Raw genomic sequence first — 19,800 nt, 5'->3', positions numbered from 1 at the left:
GCCCCGGAAGGCGTCCCGGACACGCGCCGGGGCCGGACCCCGTCAGGAGTCCGGCCCCGGTCAACGCGTCCGCTACTTCTTGCGGCGCCGGCCGCCCTTGGCGGCGCGGCGGCGCTCCGCCCGCGTCAGACCGTCCGACTCCGAGCCGGCGTCGCTCTCGAAGTCGCCCTCGACGACACCGCCCTCGCCGTCCACCGTGGGAGCGGAGAAGTGCAGCCGGTCGGCCCGCTTCGGCGCCTCCAGGCCCTTGGCCCGGATCTCCGGACGGGCGTCCTGCTTGACCAGCGTCGGAGCGGCGTCCTGCGGGGCGCCGGAGTCCACCGGCACCTCCTCGACCTGCTGCTCGACCTGGACCTCCAGGTTGAACAGGTAGCCGACGGACTCCTCCTTGATGCCGTCCATCATGGCCTTGAACATGTCGTAGCCCTCGCGCTGGTACTCCACCAGCGGGTCGCGCTGCGCCATCGCCCGCAGGCCGATGCCCTCCTGCAGGTAGTCCATCTCGTACAGGTGCTCACGCCACTTGCGGTCCAGCACCGACAGCACCACGCGCCGCTCCAGCTCACGCATGATCTCCGAGCCGAGCTGCTGCTCACGGCTGTCGTACTGCTCGTGGATGTCGTCCTTGGCCATCTCCGCGATGAAGTCCGCGGTGATCCCCGCGCGGTCGCCCGCGGCGTCCTCCAAGTCCTCCACGGTCACCGTGAGCGGGTAGAGCTGCTTGAAGGCGCCCCACAGCCGGTCCAGGTCCCAGTCCTCGGCGAAGCCCTCGGCCGTCTCGATCGCGATGTAGTCGTCGATCGTGTCGTCCATGAAGTGCCGCACCTGCTCGTGCAGGTCCTCGCCCTCCAGGACGCGGCGGCGCTCGCCGTAGATGACCTCGCGCTGCCGGTTGAGCACCTCGTCGTACTTCAGGACGTTCTTGCGGATCTCGAAGTTCTGCTGCTCGACCTGCGACTGCGCGGAGGCGATCGCGCGCGTCACCATCTTGTTCTCGATCGGCACGTCGTCGGGCACGTTGGCCATCGCCATCACGCGCTCCACCATCTGCGCCTTGAACAGACGCATCAGGTCGTCACCGAGGGAGAGGTAGAAGCGGGACTCGCCCGGGTCGCCCTGACGGCCGCTGCGGCCGCGCAGCTGGTTGTCGATGCGCCGCGACTCGTGACGCTCGGTGCCCAGCACGTACAGCCCGCCGAGCTCCTTGACCTCCTCGAACTCGGCCTTGACCGCCGCCTCCGCGCGCTCCAGCGCGCTCGGCAGGGCCGCCGCCCACTCCTCGACGTGCTCCACCGGGTCCAGACCGCGCTGCCGCAGCTCCGCCTCGGCCAGGTCGTCCGGGTTGCCGCCCAGCTTGATGTCCGTACCGCGGCCGGCCATGTTCGTGGCCACCGTCACGGCGCCCTTGCGGCCCGCCTGCGCGACGATCGACGCCTCACGCTCGTGCTGCTTGGCGTTCAGCACCTCGTGCGGCACACCGCGCTTGTTCAGCTGCTGCGACAGGTACTCGGACTTCTCCACCGAGGTCGTGCCGACCAGGACCGGCTGGCCCTTCTCGTGCTTCTCGACGATGTCCTCGACGACCGCCGCGAACTTCGCCTCCTCGGTGCGGTAGATCAGGTCCGCCCGGTCCTTGCGCTGCACGTTGCGGTTGGTCGGGATCGGCACCACGCCGAGCTTGTAGATCTGGTGGAACTCCGCGGCCTCGGTCATCGCCGTACCGGTCATGCCCGAGAGCTTGGAGTACAGGCGGAAGAAGTTCTGGAGGGTGATCGTGGCGAGCGTCTGGTTCTCGTCCTTGATGTCCACCCCCTCCTTCGCCTCGATCGCCTGGTGCATGCCCTCGTTGTAGCGGCGGCCGGCCAGGATGCGGCCGGTGTGCTCGTCGACGATCATGACTTCGCCGTCCATGACGACGTAGTCCTTGTCCTTCTTGTAGAGCTCCTTGGCCTTGATGGCGTTGTTCAGGTAGCCCACCAGCGGGGTGTTCACCGACTCGTAGAGGTTGTCGATGCCCAGCCAGTCCTCGACCTTGGACACACCGGCCTCGTGGATGGCGACGGTGCGCTTCTTCTCGTCGAAGTCGTAGTCACCCGTCTCCGCCTTGCCCATGCTGCCCGCCTCGCCCGCCTTCAGGCGGGTCACCAGCCGCGCGAAGTCCGAGTACCACTTCGTGGCCTGGTCCGCGGGGCCGGAGATGATCAGCGGGGTGCGGGCCTCGTCGATGAGGATCGAGTCCACCTCGTCCACAACCGCGAAGTTGTGGCCGCGCTGCACCAGTTCTTCCTTCGACCACGCCATGTTGTCGCGCAGGTAGTCGAAGCCGAACTCGTTGTTGGTGCCGTAGGTGATGTCGCAGGCGTACTGCTCGCGGCGCTGCGCCGGGGTCATGTTCGCCAGGATGCAACCGACGTCCAGGCCCAGGAAGCGGTGCACCCGGCCCATCCACTCCGAGTCGCGCTCGGCGAGGTAGTCGTTGGTGGTGATCAGGTGCACGCCCTTGCCGGACAGCGCGTTCAGATAGGTCGGCAGCGTACCGACCAGGGTCTTGCCCTCGCCGGTGCGCATCTCGGCGACATAACCGAGGTGCAGTGCCGCACCACCCATGATCTGGACGTCGTAGTGCCGCTGACCCAGGACGCGCTTGGCTGCCTCGCGGACGGTGGCGAACGCCTCGGGGAGCAGGTCGTCCAGGCTCTCGCCGTCGGCGTAGCGCTCCTTGTACTCGTCCGTGAGCGCCCGCAGCTCGGCGTCCGTCAGATTGACGAAGTCCTCTTCAATGGAATTGACCTGGTCCGCGATGCGGTGCAGCTTGCGCAGGATCTTGCCTTCGCCTGCACGCAGGATCTTGTTGAGGACGGACACGTAGGCTGGCTCCTTGCCGGTCGGGCCTGGCACGGTTTCTCGCGCTGGCACAGCAGGTCACACCCCGCTGCAACGGCCATCGTAAGCGAGGACACCAGCGGGCCGGGAGGTCCGTCGCCAAGCCGGGCGGTTCTCCCTGCCGATCCCGCGCCCGATCCGGTCCTTTCCGGTCGAGAACGCACCCCCCGCTCGGGGATACTCCGACCCATGGAGCCGATAACCCTCACCACCGAGCGCCTCGTCCTGCGCCCCTTCGGACCGGACGACGCCGAGGCCGTCCGCCTCGCCTGCCAGGACCCGGAGATCCCCCGCTGGACCCCGGTGCCGTCGCCGTACACCCACGAACACGCGCAGGAATTCGTCACCCGGACCTGCCCCGACGGCTGGCGCGACGACACCGTCTACAACTTCGCCGTCACCACGCGCGACGAGGGACGCCTGGTGGGCGCCATGGGGCTGGTGCGGCTGGCCCAGCTGAACACCGCGGAACGGCAGGCCGAACTCGGCTACTGGACCGCCAAGGAACAGCGCGGCCGCGGCCTCACCTCCGAGGCCGCCCGCGCCGTCGCCCGCTGGGCCTTCGACGACCTCGGCGTGGAGCGCCTGGAGTGGTTCGCCGAGGCGGGCAACGCCGGCTCCCGCGCCGTCGCCGTCAAGGCCGGCTTCCGGATGGAGGGCACCATGCGCGCCAAGATCGTCCACCAGGGCACCCGCCGCGACGCCTGGATCGGCTCCCTGCTCCCCTCCGACCTCGGCCTGGGCGGCGGCGCGGCCTACCTCCCGCACCAGGGCGGATGACCGCGGCAGTCGGCCCGGCCGCAGACCCCCCGGGTCCCCACGGGGCCGGGGCCCCGCACCCCCCGCGCTCCCCGGGCCTCCGGTGGGCGGGGGCCGCGGACCCGGCACGGACCGGATTGTCAGTGGCGGCTTCTAGGGTGGGCCCATGACGACGCCCGTGGCCCTCTCCGCCGACGACGCCCGCCGCACCGCCCTGCGCGCCCAGGGCTTCCTCGGCGCGCCCGACCGCCGCGGCGGCGTCCGCGGCGTCCTGCGGCGACTGGGCGCGGTGCAGCTCGACACCATCTCCGTGCTCGCCCGCTCCCACGAGCTCATCCCCTACGCCCGCCTCGGCGCCGTCGGCCGCACCGCCGTCGAGGCCGCGTACTGGACGGAGAACCACGCCTTCGAGTACTGGTCGCACGCCGCCTGCATCCTCCCCATCGAGGAATGGCCGCACTTCGCCTTCCGCCGCCGCGCCCGGCGGGCCCGCGGCCACCGCTGGCACGTGCTGCAGGACGCCGACCGCTCCACCGCCGCAGTCCTGGACCGGCTCAAGACCGACGGCCCGCTGACCTCCACCGAACTCGGCGGCGCCAAGAACGGCGGCCCCTGGTGGGACTGGTCCGAGACGAAGATCGCGGTGGAGTGGCTCCTCGACACCGGCGACGTCGTCTGCACCCAGCGGCGCGGCTGGAAGCGCGTCTACGACCTCGCCGAGCGGGCCGTCCCCGACGACCTCCTCCACGACGACATCGACGACGCGGAATGCCTGCGCCGCCTGGTCGCCCAGGCCGGCGCCGCACTGGGCGTCGCCACCCGGGCCGACCTCGCCGACTACCACCGGCTCAAGGGCGAGCAGGTCGACTCGGTCGTCGCCGACACCGGGCTCGTCCCGGTCCAGGTCGAGGGCTGGGGCGGCAAACCCGCCTGGGCCGACCCCACCGCCCTGGCCGAGGCCTCCCGCGGCGGCCGGCACCGCACCACCCTGCTCTCCCCGTTCGACTCCCTGATCTGGGACCGGCCCCGCACCGAGCGCGTCTTCGGCTTCACCCACCGCCTCGAGGCGTACGTCCCCAAGCCCCAGCGCATACACGGCTACTTCGCGATGCCGCTGCTGGCCGGCGGCCGGCTCGTCGGCCGCGCCGACCCGGCCCGCGAGGGAGGCACCCTGATCGCCCGTCAGGTCTCGCTGGACTCCGCCCGCGCCGTCGAACCCATGGCGCAGGCACTGCGCGAGGCCGCCACATGGGTCGGCTGCGAGGAGGTCCGCGTCGAACGGCTCGACGACCCCAAGCTCGCCGCGGCCCTGACCGAAGCCCTCGCCACCCCTTGACCGACTGACCGGCGGACGGGCTGACCGGCGGACGGGCCGGTCCCGGCTCAACGGATCTCGAGGATCTTCTCCCGCATCGCGTACACCACCGCTTCCATGCGCGAGTGCAACTGCAGCTTCTCCAGGATGTTCCGCACGTGGTTCTTCACCGTGTTCTCGCTGATGAAGAGCTCCTTGGCGATGTCGCGGTTGTTCATGCCCGTGGCCACCAACTTCAGCACCTCCAGCTCACGGTCCGTCAACCGGGGCGCGGGCACCAGTCGGCGCTCGTCCGTGCGCTGGATCATCGACTTGAACTCGGTGAGCAGCTTCGACGCCATCGACGGGCTGATCTGCGACTGGCCGTCCGCCACCGCGCGGATCGCCGTGGCCACCTCGTCCGTGGAGATCTCCTTGAGGAGGTAGCCGGTCGCCCCGGCCTTGATGGCCTCGTAGAGGTCCGCCTCCTCGTCGCTCATCGTCAGCATGATGATCTTCGCGCTGGGAGCCACCTCCTTGATGGAGGTGCACGCCTCGATACCGCCCCGCCGCGGCATCCGCACGTCCATCAGCACGATGTCCGGCAGCAGGTCCGCGGCCTTCTCCGTCGCCTCCGCGCCGTCCCCCGCCTCGCCGACGACCTGGATGTCCTCCTCCTGCGCGAGCACGATCTCCAGACCCCTGCGGAACAGGGCGTGGTCGTCCACCACGAGCACCCTGATCGGCTCCTTGCGTGGCGCGCCGGCGACGCCCGTGTCCCCCGCGGCACCCGTCACGGGCTCCGCGCCACCGGCCGGCGCGGGCTCGAAGCTGTCCGCCATCGGTTCCCCTCCCTCGGGCCGGCGCCCGCGGTAGTCGCACTGTCCCTGCCAGGCCAACCGGGCGCTGCGGCCCGTCCATTGGCTGCCGGGCCATGATTTCACGTCCGGGCACGACGACGCCCCCAGGCAATGGTCGTTTTCCCGCCCGGGAGCGCCGCCCTTGACCCCTGACCCCTAGTTCACCGGCGGAGCGCTCCGCCCGCGCCGGCCGGCGCGTCCTCGACGGACGGGTCCGCCTTGAGGTGGATGACGCCGTAGTCGTAGCCGTGCCGCCGGTAGACGACACTCGCTTGTTCCGTGTCGGAGTCGATGAACAGGTAGAAGTCGTGCCCGATCAGTTCCATCTCGTAGAGTGCCTGGTCGAGCGTCATCGGTGCTGCCGCGTGCGTCTTCTCGCGAACCACCAGGGGTCCTTCACCCTGGACCTCGAGACGACCGCCGATCTTGGTGGTGGGCACGCCCGTGGACGTCTCCCCGGCGGTCGGGGTGCCGTTCAGTTCGGTCGTGGCCAGTCCGGCCGTCGCCTCCGCCACGCTCATCGGCGTCCGACTGCCGCCGCGATGCACCCGGCGCTTGTCGGCCGCCTTGCGCAGCCGCGCCTCGAGCTTGCTCGCGGCGACGTCGAGCGCCGCGTAGGGGTCGGTCGCGGCGGCCTCGGCCCGGATCACCGGGCCACGGGTGCGCAGCGTGATCTCCACCCGGTCGGAACGGTCTGCCTGCCGGGGGTTCGGTTCCTTGGACACCTCGACCTCGAGGCTCATCACCTTGCCGTCGAGCTTCTGGATCTTCTCCAGCTTCTCGTTCACGTGCTTCCGGAACCGCTCGGGCACCTCGGTCTTACGGCCCTTGACGACGATGTCCACGCAGAACTCCGTTCCCGGATCGCCTCGGTCTCACGGGGCGATCCCTTGCGCTGAGGCCGGCGGGCACCAGGTCCCGCCCGGCGTCGACGTTCGTTGCCGCTCCGCGCGCTCGGAGGCTTCCGGGCGGCGAAGCCGCGACTCTCACCTCCTCCTCCCCCGCGAGACAGATCTTCACCCACTGAACCGTGGGTGAACCACGTCTCGCGGTCCGTGAAACGGCGGCCCACCATGGGCACCGCCGCCCCTCACCACCGAACATAGACCCGCGGACCCGGGGTCGGCACCCCCAGATGCGCTATACCTCCCTTCGGGTGAAATGACCGTTGTGCCACCTGCGAGATCGGCCCTGACCTTCGGATTCCGCTTGCCTTTCGACCGCCCTTTCGACCGCCCGTTCGGCCGCGCGACGAGCCTGTCCTCCGCGCTGTCCGGGCCGCGGTCCGGCGTGGTGCGGGCCGCCTTGCCGGCCGCGGTTCGGACCGCGTCCGTCGCCGGGTGCCGGGCCGCCGTGGGGGTGCCGGGCGCTACCGCCGGCTCTCGGTGTGGCGCAGCGGTGCCGGTCCGCCGACCACCGCCGCGGCCATGACCTGCCCCCCTGCGTCCTCGACCGCGCGGGCCGCGGCGGCGAGCGAGGCGCCGGTGGTCATCAGGTCGTCCACCAGCACCACCGGCGCGGTCCGCAGGAGGCGGCCCGCCCCGCGTACGGCGGTCAGGGCGCCGGCGAGGTTCGCGGGCCTGGCCCGGGCGCCGAGGCCCGACTGGTCGGCCACCGCCCGGCGCTGCCGCAGCACCGCCGCCACCCGGACGGACAGCCCGTCCCGCCTCAGGTCCGCGGCGGCGGCGAGGGCGAGGCGGCGGGTCGCGTCGTGGCCGCGGGCGGCGACCGCCCGGCGGGAGGAGGGGACGGGGACGAGGAGTACCGGGGGGAGAGCGAGGGCCGGGGGGAAGGGCGGGGGGACCGGGAGGGTGTCCTGCCGGTGCCGCGTCTCGGGGGCCCCACCCCCTCCCCCTCCCCGCACCGCTGCGTAGACCGCCCCCGCCAGCGCCTCGCCCAGCGGGCGCGCCAGGCCCAGGGCGCCGCGCTCCTTGTGCGCCAGCAGCACCGCGCGCGGCTGGTCGGCGTAGACGGTCGACGCCCACACGGCGGGCAGCCCGGGCGGCGGTGCCTCCGGCCGGACCTCCCGCGCCCCCGGCTCGTGCAGCGCGGCACCGCACTCCTCGCACAGCACGGTCCGCGGCGCCCCGCACCCCGCGCACTCGGCCGGCAGCAGCAGCCCCGCGATCTCCCGCCACCATGACCGCACCGCGCGGCCGCACCGCAGGCCCCGCCTCCCCCGTGCTCCGCGCATGACTCAACGATGCCGGGAGTTCGCGACGACGACCAGCCCCGTCCCCAGCCTGTGGATAACTTCCGCCGCGCCCTACGCCGCGCGGCCCCACGGCCCCAGCACCGGCGCCAGGCGCCCCGCACCCCGCGCCCCGCTCGCGGCGCAGGAACCCCGTGCCGGGGACCGCCGGTCAGCCCGGGTAGACGGGCGAGCCGCCCTTGCCCGCAACTTCCTTCCAGTTCGAGTCGGGCGGCAACCGGAAGACGCCGCCGTCGAGCTCCGCGAGCAGCGGCTGGTCCTGGCGTTCCGAGGCGGCCACCGACACCACGCCGCTGATGCCCGGCAGGCTCGACGACGACGTTCCCGAGCCGTCGGCGTCCACGTACTGGATCTGCGGCACTCCCCCGGCCTCGCGTCCCACGACGACCAGCCGGCTGAACCCGGCCCAGGAGGCCGCTATGACGTCCTCGAGCTGCGGTGCGACGCTGCGCAACCCGGCCACCGTGATCTTCTGGTCGCCGGCGGTACCGGTGCGCTCGATCCGCCCGAGTTGCAGCGTGGTGTGGTCGCCGTCGCGCACCAGCAGGGCGATGCGCACGCCGTCGGCCGCGACCCGCAGCGCCTCGATGCGCCCGTCGCCGAGCTCCGGCATGTCGACGGGCACGGGGCCGCCGACGCCGTCCGGCAGCATGTACAGGTGCGGCTTCGCGGGGTCGCGGTCGGCGATCCACAGGTCGCCGTAGCCGTCCCAGCTGGGGGTCGTCAGCCGGTTCTTCGGGTCGGTGGCCTGGCTGCGCAGGACGACGGGGCCGAGCTGGGCGTCGGCGCTGAGACCGGTCACGTAGAGGCTCGCGTCGTCCTCGCTGAGGGCGGCGGCGTACTGCTCGTCGCGCCGTACGGCGGCGGAGCCGACCTTGAACGTCCCGGCGCCGAGCGGTCCCTCGACCTCGCCGGGCAGCGGGCTCTCGTCCGTGCTGTCGAAGCTGACGAGGTGGTGCTCCGCGTCGATGTAGTACTGCTCCTTGCTCTCCCCGACGAGCTTGTCGGGCGCGTAGGCGCGGCGGGCCTCGTCGCGCTGCAGCGTGCACAGGGTGCGGCCGGAGGGTGCCTGGAGTGCGACGGAGGGCACGGGCGTGGACGACATGCCCTGGATGGTCTGGATCAGCTGGGCGGCCATCCGTTCGCAGCGCGTGCCGTCGCCGCCGGGGGATCCCTTGAGCTTGACCGTCACGCGCTGGGAGTCGTCGAGTTCGACCTCCTCGGCGCGGATCCCGGTGGGGAACGCCGAGACGACGACGGGCTCCAGCCAGTCGGTGGGTCCGGCGAGCAGGGCGTTGACGGCGTTGCTGAGCGCGTTGATGCGCTTGCGCAGGTAGATCGGGTCGGCGACGAGGGCGTCCCGGCTGGCGGCCGCGTCCTTGACGCCCGGCCCGGGGGCGGCGAAGTAGAAGGTGTCGACGGAGCGGTAGAAGCGCTGGAAGTCGGCCTCGCTCAGCACCAGGCCGTCGGCGACGCCGGCGATGCGCCATTCGCCGTCCTCTTTGGTGAGGCGTATGCCGCTGCTGAAGGTGCCGTTCTCGGCGTGGTACGCGTGCCGGTCGTCGACGGTGGCGACCTTGGCGCCGGTGAGGGTGATCTGGGTGCTGTCGCCGTCCTTGCCGTCGGCCGTCGTGCCGGGCTCCTGCAGTTGGGACAGCGCACCGGAGAGGACGGTGATCCCCGATCCGGGTTTCCAGCGCTTGCCCTGGTCCTCGGTCATGTACAGCTTGGCGGTGGCGTAGTCGGCCTCGTCACTGGTGGTGGCCTCGAGGAAGCCGCTGACGATCTCGCTGGGGGCCTCGCCGCCCTGCGGTTTGACGCCGAAGACCCGGACCTGGGGGTCGGTGTCGGCGTGCTTCTCACCGCCGACCTTGTGCACCTCGCCGCCGCTGGGCATGGAGGCGCAGCCCGTGAGCAGCACGAGTCCGCTCAGGAGCAGGCCCACAACGGCCGGCCTGCGGAGGCCGCCCCCCTTCGCGCGCATCAGTCGTCGTCCTCCCGCGCTTCGTCCTCTGTCGTGGGGTGGGTGACCGTGTCGCCGCCCGCGCGGTGCCCGACGACCCGTGCGCCGTTGCCGGGCAGGGCGGCGGGGTCTGCGGCGGGGGGCCGCGGCGGCGTGAACGGCATGGAGGGGATGGCGGGCGCGGCGAAGCGCGGCGCCGGGAAACCGTGGTGTGCGGGTGCCGGGGGCGTGACGGCGTCGAGCGCGGTGGCGCCCGCGGGCATGCCGCGGTGGGAGAGCGCGGTGGCGAGGTCGCGGTTGCGGCGGGAGTCCTCGGGTTCGAGGGCGATCGGTGATCCGCGCAGGCTGTCGGCGCCGGTACGGGGCAGGGTCAGCCGGAACTGGGAGCCGCCGCCGGGCTCGCCCCAGGCCTGGAGCCAGCCGCCGTGGAGGCGGGCGTCCTCCAGGGCGATGGACAGTCCGAGTCCGGTGCCGCCGGTGGTGCGGGCGCGGGCGGGGTCGGCGCGCCAGAAGCGGTTGAAGACGCGGGTGGCCTCGCCGGGCTTGAGGCCGACGCCGTAGTCGCGTACGGCGACGGCGACGGCGCCTCCTGCGGAGGCCAGGCGGACGTGGACGTCGTGGCCCTCGCCGTGCTCGACGGCGTTGACGACGAGGTTGCGCAGGACGCGTTCGACGCGGCGGGCGTCGGCTTCGGCGGTGACGGGCTGTTCGTCGCCGTGGACGACGATGCGACTGCCCTTGCGTTCGGCTATCGGCTCGGCGCCGTCGACGACGCGGCGTACGACGTCGCGCAGGTCGATGGGCTCGGCTTCGAGGGCTGCGGCGCCCGCGTCGAAGCGGCTGATCTCCAGCAGGTCGGAGAGCATCGACTCGAAGCGGTCGAGCTGGTTCTGCAGAAGTTCGGCGGAGCGGGACGTGGCGGGGTCGAAGTCCTCGCGGGCCTCGTGGATGACGTCGGCGGCCATGCGGACGGTGGTCAGCGGGGTGCGCAGCTCGTGGGAGACGTCCGAGACGAAGCGGCGCTGCATCCGCGACAGGTCCTCCAACTGCTGGATCTTGACCTGGAGGGTGTGGGCCATCTTGTTGAAGGACTCGCCGAGGCGGGCGATGTCGTCCTCGCCGGTGACCTTCATGCGTTCCTGGAGGTGTCCGGCGGCGAGGCGCTCGGAGATCCGGGCGGCCATGCGGACGGGGGTGACGACCTGGCGGACGACGAGCCAGGCGATGGCGCCGAGCAGGACGACGACGAAGATCCCGGCGGTGGCGAGGGTGCCCTTGACCAGGCCGAGGGTCTTCTCCTCCTGGTCGAAGGGGAAGAGGTAGTACAGCTGGAAGGGTTTGCCGTTGGGGTCGCTGAGGCGCTGGCCGACGATGAGGGCGGGCTCTCCGTCGGGGACGCTGTCGCTCTTCATCGAGGTGTAGCGCTCGAAGACGTCGGATTCCTCGTCGAGTGCCTTGCGCAGGTCCGCGGGGACGCTCTCCTCGGGCCGGACGCCGCCGGAGCCGCGGGGCGCGTGAGTGCCGGGGCTGTCGACGCCGACGCTGGTGGGCTGCTCCTGGGCGGAGCTGAGGGCGACGACGGAGTAGACGCCCTGGCCGCTGCTGGCGAGGTTCTCGACGAGGTTGTTGAGCCAGGTGGCGGTGTCGGTCTGGCTGTGCCCGTCGGCACCGGCGTCGGTGTCGCTGTTGCCGGTGACGTTGCGGGCGGTCTCCTTGGCGACGGCGAAGCCGCCGACGGCCTGGCTCTGGGCGGTCTGCCGCTTGGCGTCGAGCAGGCCGTTCTTGACCTGCCCGATGACGACGACGCCAAGGAGCAGGACGACACCGAGGGACATCAGCAGGGTGGTGGCGACCACGCGCAGCTGGATGTTGCGGCGCCAGAGCCGTACGGCGGGCTGGAGCGGCCGCCGGGCCCAGCGCACGAACGAGCGGAGTACCGGCAGCAGACCCGTCAGGGGGTCCGCGTGCCGGCTCTCCATCCGCTCACGCTCGTACGCGGTGGCCACCTCAGCCGGGTCCGGCCTTGTAGCCGACGCCGCGGACGGTCACCACGATCTCGGGGCGCTCGGGGTCGCGTTCGACCTTGGAGCGCAGGCGCTGGACGTGGACGTTGACCAGGCGGGTGTCGGCGGCGTGCCGGTAGCCCCAGACCTGTTCGAGCAGCACCTCGCGGGTGAAGACCTGCCAGGGTTTGCGGGCGAGCGCGACCAGCAGGTCGAACTCGAGGGGGGTCAGCGCGATGGGCTGGCCGTCCCGCTTGACCGAGTGGCCCGCCACGTCGATGACGAGGTCACCGATGGTGAGCTGCTCGGGGGTGGGCTCCTCGGCCCTGCGCAGCCGGGCCCGCACGCGGGCGACGAGCTCCTTGGGCTTGAACGGCTTGATGACGTAGTCGTCGGCGCCGGACTCCAGGCCCACGACGACGTCGACCGTGTCGCTCTTCGCCGTGAGCATGACGATGGGGACCCCGGACTCGGCCCGGATCTGGCGGCATACGTCGATGCCGTCCCGTCCGGGGAGCATGAGGTCCAGGAGGACCAGATCGGGCTTGGTCTCTCGGAAGGCGGCGAGGGCCTTGTCACCGTCGGCCACGAACGACGGCTCAAAACCTTCTCCGCGCAGCACGATGCCGAGCATCTCTGCCAGTGCGGTGTCGTCGTCGACGACCAGGACGCGTCCCTTCATAGCGACCATCATCCCATTACCTGATCGTGACCTGGAGCACGAGACGGGCACAAAGCTGCCAGGGCATCGGGGGTGACCGGCGAAACCACGCCGTTTTCGGTGACTATTGCCGTTATCAGTGCCGCGGGTGTGATGTCGAACGCAGGGTTGTACGCCTGGGTGCCGAGCGGCGCCACAGGGATTCCGGCCGATTCGGTCACTTCGTGCCCTGGGCGCTGTTCGATCTCGATGGACGAGCCGTCGGCGGTGCCCTGGTCGACGGTGGTGGTGGGGGCGACGACGATGAAGGGCACGTTGTGGTACCGGGCGAGCACGGCGAGCGGGTAGCTGCCGACCTTGTTGGCGACGGAGCCGTCCGCGGCGATGCGGTCGGCGCCGATGAGGACGGCGTGGACGTTGCCGGCGGCGAAGAGTGAGCCGGCGGCACTGTCGGTGAGCAGGGTGTACGCCATGCCGGTGCGGGCGGCCTCGTAGGCGGTGAGGCGGGCGCCCTGGAGCAGGGGGCGCGTCTCGTCGACCCACAGGCGGCGCAGCTGGCCCTGGCGGTGGGCGGCGAGGGCGACGGCGAACGCGGTGCCTTCGCCGCCGGAGACGAGGGCGCCGGTGTTGCAGTGGGTGAGGATCTGGTAGCCGCCGCCGGGGAGGAGCTCGGCGAGCAGCTGGAGGCCGTGGCGGGCCATGGCGGCGCTGGCCTCCTCGTCCTCGGCGTGGAGGCTGCGGGCCTCGGCCAGGGCCGCCGCGGCGGCGCGCTCGGGGTCGCCGCCGCCGGTGAGGGCGGCCCGGTAGGCGGCGAGGGCCCGCCGGACGCCGTAGGCAAGGTTCACGGCGGTGGGCCGGGCGTGGGCGAGGGATTCGGCGGCGTCGTCCACGTCGTAGCCGCGTACGGCGGCCAGGGCGACGCCGTAGGCGCCCGCTATGCCGAGCACCGGGGCGCCGCGCACGGCGAGGCCGCGGATCGCCTCGACCAGGGCGGGGACGTCGGTGCAGACCAGCTCCACTTCCTCGGCGGGCAGCCGGGTCTGGTCGAGGAGGACGAGGACGGGGCCCTCCGGCGGCTCCTCCCACCGCAGCGCCGGCAGGGGCTCGTCGGGATTGCCCTTGGAATCATTGGCCAGAGTTACCACGTGCTGATCACCCATCTGCTCAGTCTGCCGTGAACGGCAGCACGTTTTGAACGGTTGCGGCAGTCCGCATCCGCAGGTACACGCCCGCTGCACCCATGGCACGATGGCCACCGTCCCGCCGTTGGACGGGTAGGTAGCGCAGTAACGAAGGAGCGACGATGAACGACTCTCCGGGCTGGGCCTCGCCCGGATCCTCACCCTCCGGCGATCCGGGCCGCACCGACGGCCCCGGCACGCCGCAGGATGCTGCGCCGCAGAACTGGTCCCAGCAGCAGCCACCCGCCGGCCAGTGGCAGGCCACCGGCGGCTGGGGGGCCCCGCCCCCGCCCAGCGGCCCGGTCTGGGGCAGCCCGGCCCCCTCCGGCTGGCAGCAGCCGCACTGGGGAGCCCCGCCGTCGCCCAAGCCCGGCGTCATCCCGCTGCGGCCGCTGGGCATCGGCGAGATCCTCGACGGTGCGGTCTCGACGATGCGTGCCCACTGGCGCACCGTGCTCACCATCGCCCTCGCGGTCTCGTTGCTGACCGAGGGCGCGATGCTGCTGCTCCAGGGCTTCATGCTCAACGACAACGCGACCCTGAACTCCCTGGACGAACGTTCCGACCTCTCCTTCGGCGAGATCATGAACGCCGTCGGCGGCACCCTGGCCGCCGCGGGGCTCACCATCGTCATCAGCCTGCTGGGGTCGGTGATCGCCACGGCGATGCTCACCATGGTCATCAGCAGGGCCGTGCTCGGCCACCGCGTGACGCTGGGCGAGGCATGGTCGGACGCCCGCGGCCAGTTGCCGCGCCTGTTGGGACTGACGCTGCTGCTCAGCCTGATCGGCGGCGGGATCTTCGCCATCGGCATCGTCCCCGGCGTCCTCGTCGCGGTCGGCGGCGCCACAGCCGCGGGTGTCGGCCTGGCGTTCCTCGGTGGCCTGGCCGCCCTCGGCGTGGTCGTCTGGCTGATGATCCGCTTCAGTCTCTCCTCGCCTGCCCTCATGCTGGAGAAGCAGGGCGTCCTGAAGTCCATGGCCCGGTCGGTCAAGCTGGTCCGGGGCTCGTGGTGGCGCATTCTGGGCATCCAGTTGCTCACCATGATCCTCGTCTACATCGTCTCGTCGATCATCCAGGTTCCCTTCATGGTGGTGGGGATGCTCGCCGGCGGCGACGGCCTGTCGGCCTTCGCCTCGGGCGACCAGGCCGGTCTGGGCTGGACGTATCTGATCGTCATCGGCATCGGCGCCGTCATCGGATCCACCATCACCTTCCCCATCCAGGCCGGGGTTACCGCCCTCCTCTACATGGATCAGCGGATCCGCCGTGAGGCCCTCGACATCGAACTCGCCCGGGCCGCGGGCGTCCCCGGCTCCACCGACGCCCCCGGCGGGGGCACCGCAGCCGGCAACAGCACGCCCACCGGGGGCTGACGCCGGTGTCGGGGGACGACGTACCGGTCACCATTCCCCGCGGCCCCGCCCGCGAGGCCGCCGAGGACGAACTGTCCAAGGGGATCTACCACCACGACGACCCGAGCCTGTTCGAACGTGCCCTGAACTGGCTCTGGGAGAAGATCGACCACCTGATGGACGCCGCCTCCGGGGCCACCCCCGGAGGCACCGCCGGTCTGGTGACGATCATCGTCGTGGTCGTGCTGCTGGTCGTCGCCCTACGGCTGCGGCTCGGCAAGCTGCGCGCCCAACCCATGACGGGCGGAAGGCTGTTCGCCGACGTCCCGCGGACCGCCGGCGAGCACCGGGCCGCCGCCGAGGAACACGCCCACCACGGTCGGTGGGGCCCGGCCGTCCAGGAAAGGATGCGCGCGATCGTGCGCTCCCTGGAGGAACGGGCCCTGCTCGACCCGCGCCCCGGCCGGACCGCGGACGAGGCCGCCGCCGAAGCGGGCCGCCCCCTCCCCGGTCTCGCCGGCCGCCTCGCGGACGCCGCACGCGTCTTCGACGACGTCACCTACGGCGACCGCCCGGGCACCCCGGACGCCTATGCCACCCTGCGTGAACTCGACACCGAAGTGCAGCGCACCAAGCCCCGGTTGACCGAGAGCGGAACCGCCACCGGAGGTTCCCGCCCGTGACCGACACCCTGTCTCCGGCGCAGGTGCCCGCCCCGCCCACGACCTCGGCCTCCCCCACCGCCGGCCAGATGTGGACCCGCTCTCGCGGCCTCCTCGCGGCGCTCCTCGCCCTGATCGTCTTCGGCGCCCTCTACGCCGCCGCGCGTTCCGGTGAGAACCACGACGCACTCGACCCCCGTTCTCCCGACCCGTCCGGCAGCCGGGCCGTCGCTCAACTCCTCCAGGACCACGGTGTGACCACCACGGTCGTCACCACCACCGACGCGGCCGTGGCCGCCGCCGGTCCCGACACCACCCTCCTCGTGACCGCGCCCGACTTGTTGACGAAGCGTCAGCAGAGCGCGGTGCACGACGCGATGGAGCGCTCCGGCGGCCGCGTCGTCCTCCTCGCCCCCGGCGAGCCCTCCGTCGGGCGGCTCGCCCCTGGCGTCCGCTACACAGGACCCGTCCCCGTCCGCGTCCTCGAACCGGGCTGCGGTCTGTCCGCCGCCCGCACCGCCGGCGCCGCCGAGACGGGAGGCGGCAGCTATACGACGTCCTCGCAGAACGCCGACCGTTGCTACCCCGACGCCGCGGGCGACTTCACCCTCCTGCGCCTCCCCGCCCCCGACGGTGGCGACACCGTCGTCCTGGGCACCCACACTCTGCTGCAGAACGAGAACCTCGCCGAGCAGGGCAACGCCTCGCTCGCCATGCAGATCCTCGGCGCCCACCCGAAGCTCGTCTGGTACCTCCCCTCACTCACCGACTCCTCCGCCTTCGGCGGCGGTCAGGAAAGCTTCCTCGACCTCATCCCCGACGGCTGGAGCTGGGCCGTACTCCAGTTGTTCATCGCCGCCGCCCTCGCCGCTCTCTGGCGGGCCCGGCGCCTCGGCCCCGTCGTCGCCGAGAGGCTGCCCGCCACCGTGCGCGCCTCGGAGGCGACCGAGGGACGCGCCCGTCTCTACCGCCACGGCCGAGCCCGCGGCCGTGCCGCCGAGGTGTTGCGAACCGCCGCACGCGACCGACTGGCCCCGCTGGTCGGCGTCCCCCCGTCCCAGGCCCACGACCCGGGCGTCCTGGCCACCGCGGTGGCCGGCCGGCTCGACGACCCCGCCGTCGATCCGCACGGCCTGCTGCACGGTCCGCCTCCCCCCGACGACGCGGCCCTGCTGCGTCTCGCCGACGACCTCGACGCACTGGAACGCCGCGTCCTTCTCAACGAGAGGAAAGCCACCCCGTGAGCGCCGCCCCGACCGCCGACAGCGCCCGTGCCTCCCTGGAGGCCCTGCGCACCGAAATCGCCAAGGCCGTCGTCGGCCAGGACCCCGCCGTCACCGGCCTGGTCGTGGCCCTGCTCTGCCGGGGCCACGTCCTCCTCGAAGGCGTCCCCGGAGTCGCCAAGACCCTCCTCGTGCGCGCCCTGGCCGCTTCCCTCCAGCTGGAGACCAAGCGGATCCAGTTCACCCCCGACCTGATGCCCGGCGACATCACCGGCTCCCTGGTCTACGACGCCCGCACCGCCGAGTTCTCCTTCCAGGCGGGACCCGTCTTCACCAACCTGCTGCTCGCCGACGAGATCAACCGCACCCCGCCCAAGACCCAGGCATCCCTGCTGGAGGCCATGGAGGAGCGCCAGGTGTCCGTCGACGGCATCCCGCGTCCGCTGCCCGAGCCGTTCCTCGTCGCGGCGACCCAGAACCCCGTCGAGTACGAGGGCACGTATCCGCTCCCGGAAGCCCAGCTGGACCGCTTCCTGCTGAAGCTGATCCTGCCGCTGCCCTCCCGTGAGACCGAGATCGACGTCCTCACCCGTCACGCCGACGGCTTCAACCCCCGGGACCTGGAATCCGCCGGTCTGCGACCGGTCGCCGGCACCGCCGACCTCGACACCGCCCGGGCCGCCGTCGCCAAGACGCAGGTCTCCGCCGACATCACGGCCTACATCGTCGATATCTGTCGAGCCACCCGTGAATCCCCCTCTCTGACCCTCGGCGTCTCCCCCCGGGGAGCCACCGCCCTGCTCGCCACCGCCCGCGCGTGGGCCTGGCTGACCGGCCGCGACTACGTCATCCCCGACGACGTCAAGGCCCTCGCCCTCCCCACGCTCCGGCACCGCATCCAGCTGCGGCCCGAAGCCGAGATGGAGGGAACCACACCCGATTCGGTCATCACCTCGGTCCTCGCCCGCGTCCCCGTACCGCGCTGAGACGGGCGACGACCGACCATGGCACTCACCGGACGCACCGCCCTCCTGGCCGCCCTGGGCGCCCTCGCCGTCGGCCTGCTGCTCCCCGGCTGGAACGGCATCCTGCTCGTCGAAGGCGTCCTTCTCTTCGGAATTCTGTGCGACCTCGCGCTCGCCGCGCCAGTACGAAAGCTCCATTTCACCCGATCCGGTGAGACGTCAGTTCGACTCGGAGACACGGCGGAAGTCATCCTCACCGTGACCAACCCCAGCCGGCGCTCGCTCCGTGCCCACCTCCGCGACGCCTGGCCGCCCAGCAGCTGGTACCCGGGTACCGAGGTCGCCGCCTCACGCCACCGGCTCACGGTCCCGCCCTCCGAACGCCGACGCGTCACCACCGTGCTGCACCCCACCCGCCGCGGCGACCGGCACGCCGAACGCGTGACCGTCCGCTCCTACGGCCCCCTCGGACTGGCCGCCCGGCAGGGCTCCCACCGCGTCCCCTGGACCGTCCGGGTGCTCCCGCCGTTCAACAGCCGCAAGCACCTGCCGTCGCGCCTTGCCCGCCTGCGCGAACTCGACGGACGCACATCCGTGCTCGTCCGGGGCCAGGGCACCGAATTCGACTCGCTGCGCGAGTACATCCCCGGAGACGACACCCGCTCCATCGACTGGCGGGCCACCGCCCGCCGGGCCACCGTCGCCGTCCGTACCTGGCGCCCCGAACGCGACCGCCACATCCTCATCGTCCTCGACACCGGCCGCACCGCCGCCGGCCGCGTCGGGGACGCCCCACGCCTCGACGCCGCCATGGACGCCGCCCTGCTCTTGGCCGTCCTCGCGGGACGCGCGGGCGACCGCGTCGACCTCCTGGCCTACGACCGCCGCGTGCGGGCCTCCGTCCAGGGCCGCGCCGCCCGCGACATGCTCCCCGCGCTCGTCAACGCCATGGCGCCGCTCGAAGCCGAACTCGTCGAATCCGACGCCCGCGGCATGGTCTCCACGGTGCTCCAACGGGCCACGCAGCGCTCCCTCGTCGTCTTCCTGACCGGACTCGACGCCGCACCGATGGAAGAGGGCCTGCTGCCCGTCCTGCCCCAGCTCACCCACCGCCACAACGTCCTCATCGCCTCCGTGGCGGACCCCCGCATCGAAGAGATGGCACAGGGCCGTGGCAGCGTCGACGCCGTGTACGCGGCCTCGGCGGCCGAGCAGGCACGTGCGGAACGCCGACGCGTCGCCCAGCGCCTCTCCCGGCACAACATCACCGTCGTCGACGCCCCGCCCACCGACATCGCCCCCGCACTGGCAGATGCCTACCTCGCTCTGAAGGCCACCGGCCGGCTGTAGCGGACGGAGGGGGTGGAGGGGCGGGAAGGAGTTCCGCCTACCCCTGCGTACACGCAGGGGCCTCTCACAGTCCAGCACGGGCGACTGGGTGGTGAACGCAAAAATGCCTCAACCCCCGAGTATCAACTCGGGGGCTGAGGCTAAAAATTGTTCGGCGGCGTCCTACTCTCCCACAGGGTCCCCCCTGCAGTACCATCGGCGCTGAAAGGCTTAGCTTCCGGGTTCGGAATGTAACCGGGCGTTTCCCTAACGCTATGACCACCGAAACACTATGAAACCATACGAACCAACGGTTCGTTGTTTCAGAACTACACAGTGGACGCGAGCAACCTATGGACAAGCCCTCGGCTTATTAGTACCGGTCAGCTCCACCCATTACTGGGCTTCCACATCCGGCCTATCAACCCAGTCGTCTACTGGGAGCCTTAA

At 71.9% G+C, this 19,800-nt stretch carries 15 protein-coding genes and 1 rRNA gene; 7 read left to right on the top strand and 9 right to left on the bottom strand.

The genetic code is table 11. The features are described 5' to 3' along the window. Positions 1–72: 72 nt before the first annotated feature. Complete coding sequence (gene secA / locus ABZ479_RS11065; protein WP_500461319.1) at positions 73–2,865, bottom strand: preprotein translocase subunit SecA; 2,793 nt, start codon at positions 2,863–2,865, stop codon at positions 73–75. Positions 2,866–3,072: 207 nt separating this feature from the next. Here secA and ABZ479_RS11060 point away from each other — a divergent pair, with 207 nt between their 5' ends. Next, positions 3,073–3,663: a GNAT family N-acetyltransferase gene (locus tag ABZ479_RS11060; protein ID WP_499609687.1), complete on the top strand. Its 591-nt coding sequence runs from the start codon at positions 3,073–3,075 to the stop codon at positions 3,661–3,663. 145 nt (positions 3,664–3,808) lie between these two features. Then, positions 3,809–4,978, top strand: coding sequence for a winged helix-turn-helix domain-containing protein (locus ABZ479_RS11055; protein WP_500461317.1), 1,170 nt, complete (start codon positions 3,809–3,811; stop codon positions 4,976–4,978). 47 nt (positions 4,979–5,025) lie between these two features. Here the strand turns inward: ABZ479_RS11055 and ABZ479_RS11050 are convergent, their stop codons facing one another. The 7 genes from ABZ479_RS11050 to mtnA form a co-directional block, all read right to left on the bottom strand. Next, on the bottom strand, positions 5,026–5,778 hold the full coding sequence (locus ABZ479_RS11050; protein WP_499609693.1) for a response regulator: 753 nt from the start codon (positions 5,776–5,778) through the stop codon (positions 5,026–5,028). A gap of 179 nt (positions 5,779–5,957) precedes the next feature. Then, positions 5,958–6,641 carry a ribosome hibernation-promoting factor, HPF/YfiA family gene (gene hpf, locus ABZ479_RS11045; protein WP_500461315.1) on the bottom strand — a complete coding sequence of 228 codons (684 nt, stop codon included), beginning with the start codon at positions 6,639–6,641 and terminating at the stop codon, positions 5,958–5,960. A 524-nt stretch (positions 6,642–7,165) separates the two neighbouring features. After that, positions 7,166–7,990 carry a ComF family protein gene (locus tag ABZ479_RS11040; protein ID WP_500461314.1) on the bottom strand — a complete coding sequence of 275 codons (825 nt, stop codon included), beginning with the start codon at positions 7,988–7,990 and terminating at the stop codon, positions 7,166–7,168. A 169-nt stretch (positions 7,991–8,159) separates the two neighbouring features. Next, the gene (locus tag ABZ479_RS11035; RefSeq protein WP_500461312.1) at positions 8,160–9,992 is read right to left on the bottom strand and encodes an LpqB family beta-propeller domain-containing protein; all 1,833 of its coding nucleotides are present in this window, start codon (positions 9,990–9,992) and stop codon (positions 8,160–8,162) included. Continuing rightward, on the bottom strand, positions 9,992–11,950 hold the full coding sequence (mtrB, locus tag ABZ479_RS11030; protein ID WP_500461311.1) for an MtrAB system histidine kinase MtrB: 1,959 nt from the start codon (positions 11,948–11,950) through the stop codon (positions 9,992–9,994). Before mtrB ends, ABZ479_RS11035 begins: the two co-directional genes overlap by 1 nt. A 28-nt stretch (positions 11,951–11,978) precedes the next feature. Further along, the gene (gene mtrA / locus ABZ479_RS11025; protein WP_078620260.1) at positions 11,979–12,668 is read right to left on the bottom strand and encodes a two-component system response regulator MtrA; all 690 of its coding nucleotides are present in this window, start codon (positions 12,666–12,668) and stop codon (positions 11,979–11,981) included. Beyond that, positions 12,665–13,795: an S-methyl-5-thioribose-1-phosphate isomerase gene (gene mtnA / locus ABZ479_RS11020; protein WP_500461310.1), complete on the bottom strand. Its 1,131-nt coding sequence runs from the start codon at positions 13,793–13,795 to the stop codon at positions 12,665–12,667. Before mtnA ends, mtrA begins: the two co-directional genes overlap by 4 nt. Positions 13,796–13,938: 143 nt before the next feature. On the opposite strand from mtnA, the gene ABZ479_RS11015 reads away from it, so the two are divergent. From ABZ479_RS11015 to ABZ479_RS10995, 5 genes are read left to right on the top strand one after another with little or no spacing between them, the layout of a single operon-like run. Next, positions 13,939–15,192 (top strand): DUF7847 domain-containing protein, encoded by a 1,254-nt coding sequence (locus tag ABZ479_RS11015; protein ID WP_500461309.1) that lies wholly within the window; start codon positions 13,939–13,941, stop codon positions 15,190–15,192. Positions 15,193–15,197: 5 nt separating this feature from the next. After that, positions 15,198–15,854 carry a DUF4129 domain-containing protein gene (locus ABZ479_RS11010; RefSeq protein ID WP_500461307.1) on the top strand — a complete coding sequence of 219 codons (657 nt, stop codon included), beginning with the start codon at positions 15,198–15,200 and terminating at the stop codon, positions 15,852–15,854. Continuing rightward, the gene (locus ABZ479_RS11005; RefSeq protein ID WP_500461305.1) at positions 15,851–17,077 is read left to right on the top strand and encodes a DUF4350 domain-containing protein; all 1,227 of its coding nucleotides are present in this window, start codon (positions 15,851–15,853) and stop codon (positions 17,075–17,077) included. The genes ABZ479_RS11010 and ABZ479_RS11005 overlap by 4 nt, the downstream gene beginning before the upstream one ends. Continuing rightward, positions 17,074–18,042 carry an AAA family ATPase gene (locus ABZ479_RS11000; protein WP_500461304.1) on the top strand — a complete coding sequence of 323 codons (969 nt, stop codon included), beginning with the start codon at positions 17,074–17,076 and terminating at the stop codon, positions 18,040–18,042. Before ABZ479_RS11005 ends, ABZ479_RS11000 begins: the two co-directional genes overlap by 4 nt. Positions 18,043–18,060: 18 nt before the next feature. Further along, positions 18,061–19,371, top strand: coding sequence for a DUF58 domain-containing protein (locus ABZ479_RS10995; protein ID WP_500461302.1), 1,311 nt, complete (start codon positions 18,061–18,063; stop codon positions 19,369–19,371). Between the two features lie 149 nt (positions 19,372–19,520). Here the strand turns inward: ABZ479_RS10995 and rrf are convergent. Continuing rightward, positions 19,521–19,637, bottom strand: a 5S ribosomal RNA gene (gene rrf, locus ABZ479_RS10990). Positions 19,638–19,800 lie beyond the last annotated feature (163 nt).

This window comes from Streptomyces sp. NPDC005722, from assembly GCF_040630935.1.
Lineage (GTDB): Bacteria > Actinomycetota > Actinomycetes > Streptomycetales > Streptomycetaceae > Actinacidiphila.
The sequence above is the reverse complement of the archived record's forward strand: the minus strand, read 5'-3'. Positions and strand labels throughout refer to the sequence as shown.

Coding starts and splice junctions, on each gene's coding strand:
- mtrA (WP_078620260.1), bottom strand. CDS start 12,668: ATGATGGTCGCTATGAAGGGACGCGTCCTGGTCGTCGACGACGACACC.
- ABZ479_RS11015 (WP_500461309.1), top strand. CDS start 13,939: ATGAACGACTCTCCGGGCTGGGCCTCGCCCGGATCCTCACCCTCCGGC.
- ABZ479_RS11060 (WP_499609687.1), top strand. CDS start 3,073: ATGGAGCCGATAACCCTCACCACCGAGCGCCTCGTCCTGCGCCCCTTC.
- mtnA (WP_500461310.1), bottom strand. CDS start 13,795: ATGGGTGATCAGCACGTGGTAACTCTGGCCAATGATTCCAAGGGCAAT.
- ABZ479_RS10995 (WP_500461302.1), top strand. CDS start 18,061: ATGGCACTCACCGGACGCACCGCCCTCCTGGCCGCCCTGGGCGCCCTC.
- ABZ479_RS11055 (WP_500461317.1), top strand. CDS start 3,809: ATGACGACGCCCGTGGCCCTCTCCGCCGACGACGCCCGCCGCACCGCC.
- ABZ479_RS11040 (WP_500461314.1), bottom strand. CDS start 7,990: ATGCGCGGAGCACGGGGGAGGCGGGGCCTGCGGTGCGGCCGCGCGGTG.
- mtrB (WP_500461311.1), bottom strand. CDS start 11,950: ATGGAGAGCCGGCACGCGGACCCCCTGACGGGTCTGCTGCCGGTACTC.
- ABZ479_RS11050 (WP_499609693.1), bottom strand. CDS start 5,778: ATGGCGGACAGCTTCGAGCCCGCGCCGGCCGGTGGCGCGGAGCCCGTG.
- ABZ479_RS11035 (WP_500461312.1), bottom strand. CDS start 9,992: ATGCGCGCGAAGGGGGGCGGCCTCCGCAGGCCGGCCGTTGTGGGCCTG.